This is a genomic window from Nonomuraea sp. NPDC049725 (genome assembly GCF_040674795.1).
GTDB lineage: Bacteria > Actinomycetota > Actinomycetes > Streptosporangiales > Streptosporangiaceae > Nonomuraea > Nonomuraea ceibae.
Genome location: NZ_JBFANJ010000006.1, coordinates 198,347 through 213,864 on the forward strand (window position 1 = coordinate 198,347; position 15,518 = coordinate 213,864).

General features: G+C 71.7%; 14 protein-coding genes. 10 read left to right on the forward strand and 4 right to left on the reverse strand.

The features are described 5' to 3' along the window. The first annotated feature begins 33 nt into the window (after positions 1-33). The gene (eccB, locus tag AB0J53_RS17875; RefSeq protein ID WP_364173240.1) at positions 34-1,449 is read left to right on the forward strand and encodes a type VII secretion protein EccB; all 1,416 of its coding nucleotides are present in this window, start codon (positions 34-36) and stop codon (positions 1,447-1,449) included. On the opposite strand, the gene AB0J53_RS17880 is transcribed toward eccB, so the two are convergent. Together AB0J53_RS17880 and AB0J53_RS17885 are read right to left on the reverse strand one after the other, a co-directional pair. Next, the gene (locus AB0J53_RS17880) at positions 1,450-2,262 is read right to left on the reverse strand and encodes a hypothetical protein (RefSeq protein WP_364173243.1); all 813 of its coding nucleotides are present in this window, start codon (positions 2,260-2,262) and stop codon (positions 1,450-1,452) included. Between the two features lie 35 nt (positions 2,263-2,297). Further along, positions 2,298-3,407, reverse strand: a complete 1,110-nt coding sequence (locus AB0J53_RS17885) for a hypothetical protein (protein WP_364173246.1) — start codon at positions 3,405-3,407, stop codon at positions 2,298-2,300. 256 nt (positions 3,408-3,663) lie between these two features. Between AB0J53_RS17885 and AB0J53_RS17890 the strand changes: the two genes are divergently transcribed. From AB0J53_RS17890 to AB0J53_RS17915, 6 genes are read left to right on the forward strand one after another with little or no spacing between them, the layout of a single operon-like run. After that, on the forward strand, positions 3,664-3,996 hold the full coding sequence (locus AB0J53_RS17890; protein ID WP_219499852.1) for a WXG100 family type VII secretion target: 333 nt from the start codon (positions 3,664-3,666) through the stop codon (positions 3,994-3,996). Positions 3,997-4,024: 28 nt separating this feature from the next. After that, complete coding sequence (locus AB0J53_RS17895) at positions 4,025-4,336, forward strand: WXG100 family type VII secretion target (RefSeq protein WP_219499854.1); 312 nt, start codon at positions 4,025-4,027, stop codon at positions 4,334-4,336. A 36-nt stretch (positions 4,337-4,372) separates the two neighbouring features. Beyond that, positions 4,373-4,735 (forward strand): hypothetical protein, encoded by a 363-nt coding sequence (locus AB0J53_RS17900; protein WP_219499856.1) that lies wholly within the window; start codon positions 4,373-4,375, stop codon positions 4,733-4,735. Then, positions 4,735-6,123: a hypothetical protein gene (locus AB0J53_RS17905; protein ID WP_364173251.1), complete on the forward strand. Its 1,389-nt coding sequence runs from the start codon at positions 4,735-4,737 to the stop codon at positions 6,121-6,123. The genes AB0J53_RS17900 and AB0J53_RS17905 overlap by 1 nt, the downstream gene beginning before the upstream one ends. Beyond that, positions 6,120-6,527, forward strand: a complete 408-nt coding sequence (locus AB0J53_RS17910) for a hypothetical protein (RefSeq protein WP_364173254.1) — start codon at positions 6,120-6,122, stop codon at positions 6,525-6,527. The genes AB0J53_RS17905 and AB0J53_RS17910 overlap by 4 nt, the downstream gene beginning before the upstream one ends. A gap of 19 nt (positions 6,528-6,546) precedes the next feature. Continuing rightward, complete coding sequence (locus tag AB0J53_RS17915) at positions 6,547-8,004, forward strand: hypothetical protein (RefSeq protein WP_364173257.1); 1,458 nt, start codon at positions 6,547-6,549, stop codon at positions 8,002-8,004. A 16-nt stretch (positions 8,005-8,020) separates the two neighbouring features. On the opposite strand, the gene AB0J53_RS17920 is transcribed toward AB0J53_RS17915, so the two are convergent. Together AB0J53_RS17920 and eccD are read right to left on the reverse strand one after the other, a co-directional pair. After that, the gene (locus AB0J53_RS17920) at positions 8,021-8,458 is read right to left on the reverse strand and encodes a YbaB/EbfC family nucleoid-associated protein (RefSeq protein WP_219499866.1); all 438 of its coding nucleotides are present in this window, start codon (positions 8,456-8,458) and stop codon (positions 8,021-8,023) included. Positions 8,459-8,506: 48 nt separating this feature from the next. Next, the gene (gene eccD / locus AB0J53_RS17925; RefSeq protein ID WP_219499977.1) at positions 8,507-9,895 is read right to left on the reverse strand and encodes a type VII secretion integral membrane protein EccD; all 1,389 of its coding nucleotides are present in this window, start codon (positions 9,893-9,895) and stop codon (positions 8,507-8,509) included. Positions 9,896-10,068: 173 nt separating this feature from the next. Here eccD and eccCa point away from each other — a divergent pair, with 173 nt between their 5' ends. From eccCa to AB0J53_RS17940, 3 genes are read left to right on the forward strand one after another with little or no spacing between them, the layout of a single operon-like run. Next, complete coding sequence (gene eccCa, locus AB0J53_RS17930) at positions 10,069-14,067, forward strand: type VII secretion protein EccCa (RefSeq protein ID WP_364173262.1); 3,999 nt, start codon at positions 10,069-10,071, stop codon at positions 14,065-14,067. Further along, the gene (locus AB0J53_RS17935; protein WP_219499869.1) at positions 14,064-14,396 is read left to right on the forward strand and encodes a hypothetical protein; all 333 of its coding nucleotides are present in this window, start codon (positions 14,064-14,066) and stop codon (positions 14,394-14,396) included. Before eccCa ends, AB0J53_RS17935 begins: the two co-directional genes overlap by 4 nt. Further along, a complete protein-coding gene (locus tag AB0J53_RS17940; protein ID WP_364173265.1) occupies positions 14,393-15,493 on the forward strand; it encodes a transglycosylase SLT domain-containing protein in 1,101 nt (366 codons plus the stop codon). The genes AB0J53_RS17935 and AB0J53_RS17940 overlap by 4 nt, the downstream gene beginning before the upstream one ends. Positions 15,494-15,518: the final 25 nt, after the last annotated feature.

The window sequence follows — 15,518 nt, forward strand, 5'->3', positions numbered from 1 at the left end:
AAAGGTACCGATGAGGGGATACGCGGGCCCAGCATGCAGACCAACAAGGATCTCCACCAAGCTCACCGGCTGATGCAGCAGCGGCTCGGCATGGCGCTGCTGCAGGGCGAGCCTGACGTTCCGGAGTCCCCCATGCGCCGCCAGAACGTGGCCACGTTCAGCGGCATCCTCGTGGGCGTGCTGGTGCTGGCCGTGTTCGGCATCTGGGGGCTGGTGAGCCCGGGCAACGCCACCAAGCTCACCGACCCGGGGCAACTCCTCATCGAGGAGGAGAGCGGCGCCGCGTACGTCTACAGCCAGCAGCAGCGGCGGCTGCTGCCGGTGGCGAACTACGCCTCGGCCCGGCTCATCCTCGGCTCCGGCGAGGTCACCACCCGCAGCGTGACCTCGGCCTCGCTGGCCGACTTCGCGCGCGGGCCGATGGTCGGCATCTCGGGCGCCCCCGACTCGCTGCCGGTGCGGGAGAAGCTCGTCAAGGCGCCCTGGTCGGTGTGCGTGGTCGACGGCCCCGCCGGCTCGGGCGGGCAGAAGTCGTACACGACGCTCGTGGGCGGCAAGGACGTCGGCGGGCGGCCGGTCGGCGGCGACGCCCTGGTCGTCACCGACGGCCGGCAGAACTGGGTGATCTGGAACAACCGCCGCATGCGGGTGGCCGCGCACGGCGTGCGCGCGCTCGACGCCCAGCCCAGGAAGGTGCCCCCGGCCTGGCTCAACGCGCTGCCCGTCGGCCGCGACTTCGACGGCCCCGACGTGCCCTACCGCGGCCGGAAGGTGCGCTCGGGCGGCAAGGTCACCGCCGTGGTCGGCCAGGTGTTCACGGTCCCGGCCGCGCAGGGCACGGCCGCCCGCTGGTACGTGCTGTACCCCGACGGGCTGGCGCAGATCTCCGCCGTGCAGGCCAGGCTCCTGCTGGAGGACCCGGCCAGCAAGAAGGCGTACGGGAACAGGGCCGCCAGGGAGATCCCCATCGACGCCGCGTCGGCCAACGCGTCACCGTCGAAGAAGACCGTGCTCGACCCGACCCTGCCCGCGACCATGCCGCGCGCGATCAACGTGCCCGCCTCGGTGCCGCTCTGCCTCGTCCACGCCGACACGCAGGCCGGCTCGGTGAAGGCGAAGGTGACGGTCGGCAGCACGATGACGATCCCGGCGCCGCCGACCCCCGGCAACCAGGACCGCTTCGACCAGGTCCTGCTCCCGCCGGGCAGCGCGGTGGTCGCCGGGCTGCTGCCCGGCGAGGGGCAGCTCGGCGCGGTGAACGCCTCGCTGTCGCTGATCACCGACCAGGGCATCCGCTACCCGGTGCCGTCGGCCGAGGTGCTCGGCAGGCTCGGCTACGACGCGGCCGACGTGGCGCCGGTGCCGGCGAGCCTCATGCACGGCATCCCCCAGGGACCGCCGCTGGACCCGGCGGCCGCGCTCACGCCCGTGGGCGCGGCCGCGGGCTGATCAGAAGCCGAAGTCCGGCATGGGCGAGTCGATCTTGCCCGGGTCGAGCTCCGCCTGCGGGTTGTCGATCAGGTCGGACTTGGACGCGTCCCAGAGGACGCTGGCCTCCATCAGGTTCGGCTTCTCCGAGGGAAGGGCCTGCAGGCCGGGCAGGTCCTGGGAGAACTGGTTGTAGCCGACGGCCAGGGCGCCGAAGATGAGCGTGGCCTTGTAGATGAGCTTCCGGTGCTTGGTCATGATCCCCTGCAGCATGAAGTGCAACCGCGCGACGATGCTGATCGCGGTCGCCTCCGCCGTCGCGTTGGCCGGGGGCGGCGTCGGCCGCATGATCGCCACGTAGCCCGCCAGCGCCAGCAGGATCAGGCCGATGGCGTCACAGACCAGTGTCAGGACGTGGTAGCACGCGGCCGAGCACTTGAGCGCGTTGCCGGCGGACACCCGGTTCTGGTCCAGCTTGGCCAGGTGCCCGTCGAGCACGTTGATCTTCTCGGTGAACGACGTGTACGCCCGGCCCTCCCAGCCCTCGTTCTCGCCGATCTCCTTGCCCAGCCGCTTCAGCTCGGCCCGCACGTAGGCCAGGTCGGTGACCCCGTTCGCGTGCGCGCTCCGCCCGTCGGGGGCCTGCTTGCTGCCGGCTGCCACGGGCCCCACCACCGCCGGCCCCACGTTCACAGGGGTCTTGTCGAGCCACTGGTCGCCTCCCCGATCCTGCTCGGCGGGATCGGAGATGAGCAGGGACATCAACATCCCGATCGGGCGGGCGTACGGCAGGATCACCGAGGCGGCGCCCACGGCGGCCACGGCCGAGATCATGAGCCTGTGATCGTTTTCGTAGGCCATCAGCTCAGCTACCCTTCTCCACCGATCACTGCCGGCGCGATGTCCTCGTCGTCTCCCCAGACGCCCTCGTCCTCGGGAAGCAGCGGGCCCTTCTCGCGGTCCTGCTCGTCGCGGGACGGCGCGGCGCCGCCTCCCATGGGCGGCGGGTAGAGGGGCATCCCGGTGTTGAGCGCGCGGGCGATGCTGCCCGGCCCGCCCGGGAGCCCGCCCGAGCCGCCCGAGGACATGCCCGAGCTGAAGCCCTCCGGAAAGCCGGAGCCCGTGCGGGGCATCGCGGCGCGCGGGTCGGGGCCGCCGGACAGATTCGGCAGGCCGGAGTTGGGGAGGCCGGAGTTGGGCAGGCCGGGCACGCGCGGGTCGGCGCCGGCCAGGTCGGTGCCCGTGGGCTGGTTCAGCCCGTTCAGGTCGGGCGGGTTCCCGCCGCCGGGGTCGGGCTGCTGCGGGAGGTTCATGTCGGGCCGGTCCGGCATGTCGGGGCCCGGCCGTTCGAGGTCGTCCAGGTCGTCGGGCTTCAGGACGTCGTCCGGCTTCTTGATGTCATCGAGGCCGTCCTTGTCCAGGCCGTCGAGAGCATCCTTGTCCAGGCCGTCGAGAGCGTCCTTGTCCAGGCCGTCGAGGGCGTCCTTGTTCAGGTCGTCCGGCTTCTTCAGGCCGTCCAGGGGATCCATGCCGCCGGGGCCGAGGCCCGACGGCAGGTCGCCGGCCCCGCCCATGGGCTTCATGCCCCCACCGGGCAGCTTGAACTCGTCGTCCTTCGGCTTGGGCGGCTTGCTGGCCTTGTCGGCCGTCTCGCCGTTGTCGGCGGCGGTGTTGATCGCGGTCCGCCATGACTCCAGGACCTCTTTGCCCTGCTTGAGGGCGTCCGCGGCGTGGTCGCGAACCGCGCGGTGCGCGACGTTGAGCCCGCCGCCGATGACCCCGAAGGAGAACTCCGTGATGTCGATGGCCCGCGTCTTGCTGCTCATCTCGGTCAGGTCCTGACCGAAGCTCGCCACGTTGGTGCCCATGTCCCGGACACGGGTGTACTGCATGACGAACTTGGGGTCGTTGGTCCTGGGGTGGAGCCCCGCGCCACCCAGCCCTTGCAGAGTCTCCGAGAAGGAATCCGGTTCAGCCACAAGCCCCCCTTGTCACATCGCCCCCATACGCTACGCCAGCCCCGCAGGTCCGTACAGCTTTTCGGGCAAGAGCCCCATCTCCCCAGTCATGGCCCCAAACGTGCACGTCCTGCGAATACACCACGAATCCACCTGACGGATATGGGATTTTCACTTGATCATGTGCGACTCTAGGGACGATAGTTCTCTAATGTGACCAAGGGGCCGACACCAGATTGACGCCCCAAGTCAGCCGAACTGGTAAGGGAGGGACACTGTGGGCGCCGAGCCGCAGACCCAAGTAAGCGCGTCCGACCTCATCGCGGCCGTCAACCTCATCGAGGAGGCCGCCACCCGGCTGCGCACCGTCCAGCGGAACCTCGACACGGCGGGCGCCGAGCTCAAGGTCTCCTGGGCCGGACAGTCGGAGGCCGCCTTTTCCGCCGTCCTCATCAAGTGGCACGAGCGGATGGACGTCGTCCTCCAGAGCCTGCAGCGGCTGGCCGCGAACATCGGGACGACCAACAAGAACGTCGCCGCCTTCAACGAAGAGCGCCAGCAGGCGATGAACCACATCGCGAACCTCATCAGCGCTCAGCCGCCCCGCTGACCCCCTACTCACAGAACTGGAGGCCGCGATGGCCGCAGAAGACGCTTTCGACAGGACCCTTGTCAACTACGCGGGCCTCGGCCGCGGCGAGGAGGCCTTCGCCAAGGCGCACAACGAGATGGTCACCGTGCTGGACGAGCTGGAGACCGCGCTGCTGCAGAAGAGCGCGATCTGGCAGGGTGCGGCCAAGACCGTGTTCGACGAGGTCCGGCAGGTGTGGAACCGCGAGGCGAACGACATGTCGCAGTTCGTGGACCTGCTGAAGAGCAACATCGACATCACGAAGATGAACATGCACGAGGTCGACATGATCAACTCCAAGATCTTCGACGGCAGGTAGGAGCCGACGGCCGCTGGCTGACACCGGAGGGAAAGCATGGGCACCGACCGCGGTGGCGTGAACCTGAGTAGAAGTGCGATCAAGGCCGCCAGGACCGACCTGATCGAAGCCCTCGCACTGTTGCGTCCCGAACGCGGAAAAGGCGAGGTCCAGCCCGTGCTGGCCGAGGGCGGGGCGGTCGTCAGGCTCAGTTCCGACGACAAGGCCCTCACCGGACCGTGGACGGCGGCCATGGCATTCCAGAACAGCACGACCCGGGGCATCGGCGCCGTCAAGCTGTCGTACGACAACATCACGACGCAGGTGGAGAGCATGATCGAGCTGCTCACCCAGGCGTTGCGCGGCTACGACAACGCCGAACAGGCCGGTGAGGGCGCGAAGCGGACGGCCGAGGCCTGATGGTCGACTACCAGAGCGAGATCCAGTACCAGTTCGTGCCCTCCGAAGAGGAGATCACCACGCTGGAGGCGCTGCGCGAGGCGCTCAACGGCAACAAGCCGGAGCTGCTGCGCGAGGCGGCCACCGAGTTCTACACGGCCAAGGATCGGCTGGACAACCTGGTCGGCGTGCTCGACAAGCACATGCGCACGCTGGAGACGAGCTGGACCGACAGCGAGGACTCCAAGGTGGTGCGCACGGCGCTGCGCCGGCTGCGCGAGTCGGCCGCCGACGTGTCGCGCACGATCAGCGAGCACCCGCAGCAGTTCTGCCCCGTCAACCCGTCCGGCATCGCGCCCGCGCTGAACATGCACGCGGCCACGCTGGAGCGGTTCAGGGGCGAGGCCATCCCGGACAACGCCGACAACCCGTCGGTCCTCGAACGGGGTGTCCAGGGCGGCCAGATCGGCCTGAGGTTCGGCGGCCCCCAGGGCGGCATCATCGGCACCGGCGGCGGACTGGTCTACGGCCTCGGCGAGAAGCTGTTCGGCGAGTCCGAGGCGGAGAAGAACATGAAGCGGGCCAAGAAGCATCTGCGCGAGCTGACCGAGGCCACCGCGATCAACAACAACGTCTTCCCGGCACACCTGCGGACCGAGATCCCGCAGTTCGACAATCTGACCACGGACGCGCCGGTCGTCCCGTTCAACCAGGCCAGACTGCCGGGCGGCGGCCTGCCCAACGGGATGAACCAGCCCTTCGACCCGTCGGGGCTGGGCCCGGACGGGCTGGGGGGCCCCGGCCAGGACGGCCTGTTCGACCCGGGGCAGCACCAGATCCCCGGGATCGGCGACAACCTGCCGGGCGAATCCTTCCCCGGCGGATCCGTGCCCGGCACTCCCGGCTTCCCCGGCGACGGCTCCGGCCTGCCCGGCGGCCCCGGCCTGCCCGGCAGCGGCGTGAACTCCGGGTCCTCGACCGTGAACGCCGGACTCCCGAACGGCACCCAGGTCCCCGGCGCCGACGTCGGCGACGGCAACGGCAACGGCCTGGGCGCGAACGACGCGACCACCTCGCTGGCCGGCATCGGCGACCGGAACCTGCCCGGCTACCCGAACAACGCCAACGGCCTGCCCGGCACCGGCTACCCGTCCGGCCAGAACGGCGGCATCGGCTCCGCCTACGGAGGCGGCGCCGGCCCGGCCGGCGCCGCGAGCACGGCGGGGATGCGCGGCCTCGGCAACGGCTCCCCGATGTTCCCGATGATCCCGCCCGGCGGCGCCGCCGCCGGCCAGGACCGCCAGGAGCGCGAACGGACCACGTACCTGCTCGGGGACGAGGACGACTTCCGCAGTGACGTGCCGACGACGAACCACCTCATCGACGGGAAAGGCAAGGCGAAGGCATGAGTGATCCGGATGGCGGGCAGTCGCCGTCGCTGGAGCTCGCCCCCAACTTCCCCGGCATGGAGCCCGACGGGCGGGGTCCGGACATCAAGCACGACGAGGTCAGGTCCGTGCTCTCGCGGCTGCGCAGGCAGCTGGAGACGCTGCGCGGCAACGCGCCCGCCTCGATGAGCGCCACCTGGAGCGGGCCGGGCACGATCGGCAACGTGGCCGGGCTGAGCAACGTCGGGTCCGCCGAGACCGGCCCGTGGGAGGTGGCCTCCGGCTTCGGCGTCAACACCGCCAAGGCGTACGAGGTCTTCAGCGGCAGCTATTCCGATTTCCTCGACTGCATCGAGGAGTGGGCGTTGGCCGTCGAGAAGGCCATTGACAACTACGAACGCGGTCACCTCGACAGCAGTGCGTGAGAATCGGCAGGGATGATCGATGGGCGATGCGTGGAAGCCGATCCGGGTCAAGGCTGACCTCGGTCCGGTCGAGCCCGGCTCCGAGGTCAGCAGGGACACGGTCGCGGGCTGGCTGAGCAAGGCCGACCCCGAGGCCGTCGACCGGGCCGGGGAGAGCTACATCGAGGCGGGCAAGCTCCTGCTGGGCGAGGCCGGCGTGCAGAGCGCCATCCTGAAGGCCGCCGAGGAGCTGAACGAGGTGTGGCACGGCGACAACGCCAGCCAGACCGTCCTGGGCGCGCTGCGCCTTCTGCACGCGAGCGCGGGCGCGCTGGGCAAGGCCATGAACGACACCGGCGGCCCGATGCGCACGTACGCCCAGCACATCAGGGAGTATCAGGCCAGCGTCACCGCGCTGCCGGCCACCGCCGAGCAGAACGCCGGGACGGGCGGCTCCAGCACCGGCGGGTCGAGCGGCGGCAGCAGCGGCGGGTCGAGCGGCGGGACCGGCGACGGCGGTGGCAGCAGCGGAGGGACCGGCGGCTCGTCGTTCAACGAGGGCGCCGGCGGCGGGATGACCGGCGACCCTTCGCAGAACCGCAACAACTTCGACCCGGACGAGGAAGCCAGAAGGCAGCTCGCCGAGCTCAACCGGAAGATCACCGAGGTCAACTCCCGCATCGCCGAGGGCCTGGCCTTCGAGCTTCCGGAGATCACCCCGCTGGAGGTGAACCTCACCAAGCAGGCGCCTCTGGACCCCGGCAGCGGGACCCGTACCCCGTCCGGCACGACCGTGCACTGGAACGGCGGCGGCGGCAACGACGGTGGCGGCGGCGGCTTCGGTTCGGGCTCCGGCAGCGGCCAGGGGTCCTCGTCCGGCGGCGGCCCGCAGGGCGGCGACCAGCCGGGCGGCTCCCCCACGTCCCCGCGGGACACGACCGGCCCCGGCGACGGCGCCGGCCCCACCGACCCGGGCAAGGGCCCGGGCCCGGACGGCGACCAGGACTCGGGCGGCCCCGACGGCCAGCAGCCGGGCCCCGGCGACACCCCCGGGCAGCAGCAGCCGGAACAGCAGCAGCAGCCCACCAGTCCCCAGGGCCAGGAGGGCGAGCAGGAGCCCGCTCCCCCGGTGATCGGCGGCGAGCCCCGGACCGAGCTGGCCGAGACCCCCACCACGCCGTCCCCGCACGGCACCACCACGCCGAACCTGCTCACGCACACGCCCACCACGCCGACGCCGACCGCAACCGTCAACCCGATCGGCAGCCAGCAGGGCCCCGGCATGTGGTACGGCACGGGCGGTTCGGCGGCGACGGCGAGCCCGGCCGTGCTGCGCGGCGGCCCGGCGGCCACGGGTCACGGCTTCATGGGCTTCCCGCCCGGCGGGATGGCCGGAGCGGGCGGCAACGAGGGCCAGGAGCGCAACCGGGAGTTCTACGAGCCCGAGGGCCACGTCTTCGCCCCCGCCCAGGAGGCGGGGCCGGAGAGACTGGGCTGACCCCCTCGCCCGGGGGTCATTCCTCGACGCGCTGGTGGATCCTGGCGAGCTCGCCCATGACGTCCTCGAAGGTCTTGTTGTAGACGGCTTCGGCCTGCCGAGCCTGCTCCAGGGCGCCTTCGGGGTCGTCGGCGAAGCGCAGGGGGTTCTCCGCGCCGAAGAGCGCCTCCATCGCCTCGGTCATCTGGCGCCGGTGGTCGGCGGTGGCCGCGGCGATGGTCTCCTTGATGCGCTCGGCGAGCTCGCCCGACGTGAGGCGCATGGCCTTCGGGTGCAGGTGCAGCTCCTGCAGGCCGGGGCCGCCGATCTCCACCTTGACCAGGCCGTCCTCGTCCTCGGCGCGGCCGACCACCTTGGCCATCTCCTGCTGGAGCTCGGCCACGCGGCCCATCTGCAGGTCCGCGTTCCTGATGACCTGGTCGACGTCCAGGCTGTCGAAGTTCAGCTCGCTCATCCGTGCACCCCATACGTCGCAAGAGCCCCACTTAACGGCGAAAGACTACTAACCGGCCAGGCCGCGAATCCATGTGTAGACGTCCAGCACGCCGAGCGACAGCGGGAACATCGCGATCAGCAGGATGACGTCCACCACGTCCCCGGCCCGGGCCCAGAACGGCGAGAGCTGCCCGGACGGCAGCCACACGCCGAGCCCGACGACGAGCAGGGCGAGCCAGAGCAGCCCCATCACCACCGCGGCGGCGGCCACCGTGCCGGCCCCGGCGCTCAGCGAGACGGCGCCCAGCACCAGCCCGCCGAGCCCGGCGCCCAGGAGCCAGAGCCGCTGGCCGAGGCCGTGGAAGACGCGGGCGCGCAGCAGCAGCACCAGGCAGAGCACGGCGGCCATCGAGGTGGCCAGCCAGCCCGGCGTGGCCGCCAGCGGGATCAGCGCGCCGATGGCGGTCATGGTGATGCCGATGACCATGCCGGTGGCGTACCGGCCCGCCTGGGCGGTGCGGGCGAGCACGCCGTCGCTGTCGAGCCGCTGGTTGTCGGCGCGCAGCTCCTCGGAGTTCGTCGGCAGGGCGGGCAGCGGCACCCGGGCGATGCGGAACGACAGGGTGGGGATGAGCGGGCTGAGCGACATCAGGATCGTCACGGTCATCGCCGCGACGCCCGCCGCGGGCAGCTCGAACACCATGACCACCGCCGCGGCGGCCGTGCCCGCGACCGCCGCCACGGCCGTGCCGAGGAAGCCCGCCACGCCGTCCGACACGACGGCGCCGCCGATCGTGGCCACCAGCGCGGTGCAGGCGAACGCGGCCAGCAGGTGCGGCGCGCCGAGCCCGGCCAGCGTGGAGCCGCTCGCGAGGCCGTACAGGCCCGCGAGGAAGGCGTACGGCAGGGCGGCGTAGCCGATCCACGCGCCGGCGCCGGAGTCGCCGACAGCGCGCGACAGGGCCGCGCTGACGCCGATCAGGAGCACCGCGAGCATGCCCGCGACCACGGTCAGGCCGAGCGGCGGGCCACCGGCCAGGACGAGCGCGGGCGCGCCGAGCGCGAGCAGGACGGCCGCCGCGCCCGCGCCCATGGCCCGGGTGTGACTCGCCTCCCACCGGCCGCTGCTGCCCTTGACGCCGGTGGCGACCACGTCGGCCACGTCGTCGTACAGCGCGGGCGGCAGCGTCGACTCGCGGGGCCGCAGGTAGAGCACCTCGCCGTTGAGCACGCCGAGCGCGGCGAGCGTCTGTCCGAGGTCGAACGGGGTGCCGCCGAGCCGCTGGAGCACCCAGCCGGGACCGCCGACCACCTCGCCGCCGCCCTCGCCGACCGCGCGGAGCAGCCCGGGCAGCACGTGCGGCAGCGGGATGTCGGCGGGCAGCGCCAGATCGACCCGGCGGCGCGGCGCGATGATCGTCACATGGCACAGCGGCGGCAGTGGCGCGTGCGGCATGGGCTGGTGCTGCTGCCGCGGCGCGTGCGAGGCCGGCTGAGGGGCGAGCGATGTCACAGGCCGTACTCCAGGGTTTAACCGGCAAGTCCTGACATGCCGAACATATAGGGACAATGCTTCTGGTAAGAAAGTGTTTCAGGTGACAGGAGGGTTGTCTCGCGAGTGAGCCGTCAATGAGCATCGTCGTTGTCAGGCGTCCTGAGCGCCGCCCCACTCCCCAGCCACCCCGCGGGGAGATCCTGCTGGAGTCGCCGCCGGAGATCCCCGAGGTGCAGCCGGCGGGGCTGATGGGCGTGCTCATGTACGTCCCCATGCTCGCCGGCGGCGCGGCCATGGCCCTGATGTTCACCGCCGGAGGCAACTCCAGCCCCCTCATGTACGTGGCCAGCGGCCTGTTCGCCGTCTCGATGCTGGGCATGACGCTCGGCCAGTTCGGCCGCAACGCCGGAGAGCGCAAGAACCGGCTCAACGGCCTGCGCCGCGACTACTTCCGCTACCTCGCCCAGGTCCGCAAGAAGGTCCGCAAGGCCGCGCTGCAACAGCGCGAGGCGCTGGAGTGGAGCGGCCCGGCCCCCGACACGCTGTGGTGGGTGGCGATGGGGCCGCGCCTGTGGGAGCGCAGGCCGCGCGACGACGACTTCGGCACGGTCCGGCTCGGCACCGGCGTGCAGAAGCTCGCCGTCCAGCTCGTGCCGCCCGACTCCAAGCCGGTCGAGGACCTCGACGCGCTGACGGCAGGCGCGCTGCGCCGCTTCGTCCGCGCCCACTCCACGGTGTCGGGACTCCCGGTCGCCGTCGCCCTCCACTCGTTCGCCAGGATCAACCTCACCGGCGACCCCAGGGCCGTGCGCGCCATGGTCCGGGCGGTGATCGCCCAGCTCGCCACCTTCCACTCCCCCGACGACATGCGGGTGATGGTGTGCGCCAGCCGGGAGTGGATGCCGCACTGGGACTGGGTGAAGTGGCTGCCGCACGCGCTGCACCCGGAGGAGGTGGACGCCGCCGGGCACGTCCGGCTGATGGCCGAGAGCATGGAACGGCTGGACCAGCTCGTCGGCGACGAGCTGAAGGAGCGCGCCCGGTTCCGGCCCGGCGCCGCCTCGGACGCGCTGCCGTACCACGTGGTGATCGTCGACGGCGGGCACGTGCCGCACGACTCCCAGCTCGGCGTCGACGCCATCCAGGGCGTCACGGTCATCGACCTGTCCGAGTCGGCGGGCCCGGCGGGCGAGAGCAACACGCTGCGCCTGGACGTCCAGCCCGACGGCTTCCACATGGTCAAGATCGACCACGCGGGCAAGCGGTCAACGAACCGGCTCGGCGACCCCGACAGCCTCGACTACGCCCGCGCCGAGGGCCTGGCCAGGCAGCTCGCGCCGCTGCGCGCCTCGACGGCCTCCGGCGGCGAGACGCAGGACCTGCTGAGCACCAACACCACGCTGACCGACCTGCTCGGCGTCGGCGACCCCGCCCATCTGCAGCCGGCCGTCACCTGGCAGCCCAGGGCGGGCCGCAACCGGCTGCGGGTGCCGATCGGCCTCGGCGTCGACGGCCGCGTGGTCGAGCTCGACATCAAGGAGTCGGCGCAGGGCGGCATGGGCCCGCACGGCCTGGTCATCGGCGCGACCGGCTCCGGCAAGTCGGAGCTGCTCCGCACCATGGTGCTCGGCCTGGCGATCACGCACTCGTCGGAGATCCTCAACTTCGTGCTCGTCGACTTCAAGGGCGGCGCCACGTTCCTCGGCCTCGACACGCTCTCGCACGTCTCGGCCGTCATCACCAACCTGGAGGACGAGCTCCCGCTGGTCGACCGCATGTACGACGCGCTCCACGGCGAGATGGTGCGCCGCCAGGAGCTGCTGCGCGCGGCCGGCAACTACGCCTCGCTGCGCGACTACGAGCGCGCCCGCGAACAGGGCGCCGACCTGCGGCCGATGCCGACGCTGTTCATCGTGCTGGACGAGTTCAGCGAGCTGCTGGCCGCCAAACCCGAGTTCATCGACCTGTTCGTGATGATCGGCCGGCTCGGCCGCTCGCTCGGCGTGCACCTGCTCCTGGCCTCCCAGCGGCTGGAGGAGGGACGGCTGCGCGGCCTCGACACCCACCTGTCGTACCGGATCGGCCTGCGCACGTTCTCGGCCATGGAGAGCCGCGTCGTGCTGGGCGTCGCCGACGCCTACGAGCTGCCGTCCGCGCCGGGCAACGGCTACCTCAAGTACGACACCACCGGCATGACCAGGTTCAAGGCCGCGTACGTGTCGGGCGCGCACCACGCCGACCCCGTCCAGGCGGCCACCGCCGACGGCCAGGTGCCGGTGCGCGAGGTCGTCGAGTACGGCCCCGCCCACATCCCGCTGCCCGAGATCACCACGCCCGTCCAGACGGGCGAGCCGGAGCCGGACGACGAACCGGCCGCCGGCAACCAGCGCAGCCTGCTCGACGTCGTGGTCGGCCGGCTCACCGGCCACGGGCCCGCCGCCCACCGCATCTGGCTGCCGCCGCTGTCGGAGCCGCCCACGCTGGCCCACCTGCTGCCGCCGCTGTCGGTCACCGCCGACCACGGCCTCACCACGGCCGGCTGGCAGGGCCGGGGCAAGCTGCACGCCGTCGTCGGCATCGTGGACAAGCCGTTCGAGCAGCGCCGCGACCCGTTCTGGCTGGACCTGTCCGGCGGCGCCGGGCACGTCGGCGTCGCCGGCGGCACCCGCAGCGGCAAGAGCACCGTGCTGCGCACCCTGGTGTCGAGCATGGCGCTCATGCACACGCCGCGCGAGGTGCAGTTCTACTGCCTGGACTTCGGCGGCGGCTCGCTGTCGTCGCTGGAGGGCCTGCCGCACGTCGGCGGTGTCGCCGCCCGTCTCGACGGCGACCGGGTGCGCCGCACCGTGGCGGAGATCGGCTCCATCCTGGAACAGCGCGAGCGCGACTTCGGCGAGCACGGCATCGAGTCCATCGCCGCCTACCGCCAGCTGTGCGCCGAAGGCACGATCGAGGGCGACGGCTGGGGCGACGTCTTCCTCGTCGTCGACGGCTGGCTGACGCTCCGCCAGGAGTTCGACTCGCTCGAACCGGTCATCACCGACATCGCGGCGCGCGGGCTCGGCTACGGCATCCACGTGATCGCCGCCTCCAACAAGTGGTCGGAGTTCCGGCCCGGCATCCGCGACCTGTTCGGCACCAAGGTCGAGCTCCGCCTCGGCGACGCGTACGAGTCGGAGGTCAGCAGGAAGAAGGCGCTCGCCGTGCCCGAGGGCGCGCCGGGACGCGGCCTGACCAAGGACGGCTTCCACTTCCTGTCGGCGCTGCCCAGGATCGACGCCGTGCAGGACCCCGGCACGCTCGCCGACGGCGCGCGCGGGCTCGTCCAGGCCGTGCGCGACTCCTGGAAGGGCCCCGTGGCGCCCCGGGTGCGGCTGCTGCCCGCCGTGCTGCCGCTGGCCGCGCTGCCCGCCGACGAGGAGCGCATCCCCATCGGCATCGACGAGGCCACGCTCATGCCGGTCACGCTCGACTTCGACGCCGACCCGCACTTCGTCGTGTTCGGCGAGAACGAGAGCGGCAAGTCGAACCTGCTGCGCCTCATCGCCGAAGGACTGGTGAGCAGGAAGCAGCCCAGCCAGGCCATGATGATCGTCATCGACTACCGCAGGGCCCTGCTGGATTCGGCGGCGACCCCGCACCGCATCGGCTACGCCGCCTCCAGCGCCGCCGCCGCCGACCTCGTCAAGGACGCCAGGGAGGCGCTGATGAACCGCCTGCCCCCGGCCGACCTGACGCCGCAGCAGCTGCGCGACCGCAGCTGGTGGCAGGGCTCCGACCTGTACGTGTTCGTCGACGACTACGACCTGGTCGCCACCTCGGCCAACCCGCTGGCACCCCTGGTCGACCTGCTGCCCCAGGCCCGCGACATCGGCCTGCACCTGGTGCTGTCGCGCCAGATGGGCGGCGCCGGCCGGGCCATGTTCGACCCGGTCATCCAGCGCATGAAGGACATGGCCACGCCGGCGCTGCTGCTGTCGGGCAACAAGGACGAGGGCTACCTGTTCGGCAACGTCCGGCCGCAGACGCTCCCGCCCGGCCGCGGCCATTTCGTGGACCGCCGCCTGGGCGCGCGCCTGATGCAGACCGCGTTCCTGGGCGACGAGCAGGCCATCCGAGAAGGGGGATCATGACCGACCTGGAGATGCACTTCTCCGCGCTCGACCGCTGCCGCACAGCCATCAGCAAGGCCACCAGCCACTACCGGGAGACCTTGACCGAGAACAATCCCGGCGAGGTCACCTACGAGGAGGACGGCCGGGTCCGCAACAACCGCACGCCGATCAGCGCGAGCGCCTTCGGCGACCTGGAGGGCTCCGCCGCGCTGGCCGGCTGCGCCAACGGCGTCTGGTCCACGCTGCTCGACGAGATGGACCAGGCCCGCAGGAAGCTGCGCGACACCGAGGCGGGGCTGAGCAACGTGGAGACCAACATCACCAAGGCACACCGGGCCACCTCATGAGCGTCTCCCACCTGCCGGGCGGCGAGCAGCTCGACGCCATGCTCACCAAGGTCACCGGCGACCCGGCGGCGATCAACAAGGTGGCCGAGAAGTGGCGGGCCCTGGCCGGCGACATCAACGAGTTCGGCGGGGCGCTCGGCGGCGCCGTCCAGGTCGTCGACAACGCCTGGCGGGGCCGCTCGGCCGACCAGTTCGACACCTACATGCGCAAGTACGGCCGGGCGGCCCACGAGCTGCAGACGGCCCTGGCCAACGCCGCCGGGTCGCTGGACGCGGCCGCCACGGCGCTGCGCGAGGCGCGTACGGAGATCGCCGCCATCATCCGCGACCTGTCGGCCAGCGCGTCCACGTACACCAAGGAGAACCCGGACGCCACCCAGCAGGCCAAGGACACGGCGCTGCGCGGGCTGGTGAACCAGGCGATCACCGACGCGCGGCCGCACGTGACCTCGGCCAACACGGCGCTGACCAAGGCGAAGACCGACATCGACGCCTTCCTGGGCGACCGCGCCCAGACCTTCCGCGGCATCCCCGAGATCGTCACCCAGGAGTTCACACCGCAGGACGGCAGGAAGATCGACTGGCAGCCCGAGCCCGGCTACAACCCGCAGCAGGACCGCACGGCCCTGCAGGGCGGCGGCAACGGCAGCGGCAGCGGCAACGGTGGCGGCGGGGGCGGGGGCTTCGGCGGCTACGGACCGAGCGGCCCGCCTCCCCCCGGCGGCGGCCCGGCCCCGACGGGCCAGGTCAAGCAGTGGATCGAGGAGGCCATCGCCATCCTCAAGCAGCACGGCGTGCCGGTGTCGAAGATGAACGCCAGCGACATCTGGATGATCATCCGGCACGAGTCCGGCGGCAACCCGCACGCGATCAACAACTGGGACTCGAACGCGGACAAGGGCACCCCGTCCAAGGGCCTGATGCAGACCATCGACCCGACGTTCAACGCCTACAAGCTGCCGGGGCACGGCAACATCTACGACCCGGTGGACAACATCATCGCGGGCGTCCGCTACGCGATCTCGCGCTACGGGTCGGTGTCGAACGTGCCCGGCGTCGTCGGCACCAAGGACGGCAGCGGGTACGTCGGCTACTAGGGAACGGACAGCGAAAAGGGCCCGG

Bases quoted from the DNA above. Each gene is read 5' to 3' on its own strand.
- eccB (WP_364173240.1), top strand. From the start codon at position 34: ATGCAGACCAACAAGGATCTCCACCAAGCTCACCGGCTGATGCAGCAG.
- eccCa (WP_364173262.1), top strand. From the start codon at position 10,069: ATGAGCATCGTCGTTGTCAGGCGTCCTGAGCGCCGCCCCACTCCCCAG.
- AB0J53_RS17910 (WP_364173254.1), top strand. From the start codon at position 6,120: ATGAGTGATCCGGATGGCGGGCAGTCGCCGTCGCTGGAGCTCGCCCCC.
- AB0J53_RS17905 (WP_364173251.1), top strand. From the start codon at position 4,735: ATGGTCGACTACCAGAGCGAGATCCAGTACCAGTTCGTGCCCTCCGAA.
- AB0J53_RS17915 (WP_364173257.1), top strand. From the start codon at position 6,547: ATGGGCGATGCGTGGAAGCCGATCCGGGTCAAGGCTGACCTCGGTCCG.
- AB0J53_RS17880 (WP_364173243.1), bottom strand. From the start codon at position 2,262: ATGATCTCGGCCGTGGCCGCCGTGGGCGCCGCCTCGGTGATCCTGCCG.
- AB0J53_RS17895 (WP_219499854.1), top strand. From the start codon at position 4,025: ATGGCCGCAGAAGACGCTTTCGACAGGACCCTTGTCAACTACGCGGGC.
- AB0J53_RS17935 (WP_219499869.1), top strand. From the start codon at position 14,064: ATGACCGACCTGGAGATGCACTTCTCCGCGCTCGACCGCTGCCGCACA.
- AB0J53_RS17920 (WP_219499866.1), bottom strand. From the start codon at position 8,458: ATGAGCGAGCTGAACTTCGACAGCCTGGACGTCGACCAGGTCATCAGG.
- AB0J53_RS17900 (WP_219499856.1), top strand. From the start codon at position 4,373: ATGGGCACCGACCGCGGTGGCGTGAACCTGAGTAGAAGTGCGATCAAG.
- eccD (WP_219499977.1), bottom strand. From the start codon at position 9,895: ATGCCGCACGCGCCACTGCCGCCGCTGTGCCATGTGACGATCATCGCG.
- AB0J53_RS17940 (WP_364173265.1), top strand. From the start codon at position 14,393: ATGAGCGTCTCCCACCTGCCGGGCGGCGAGCAGCTCGACGCCATGCTC.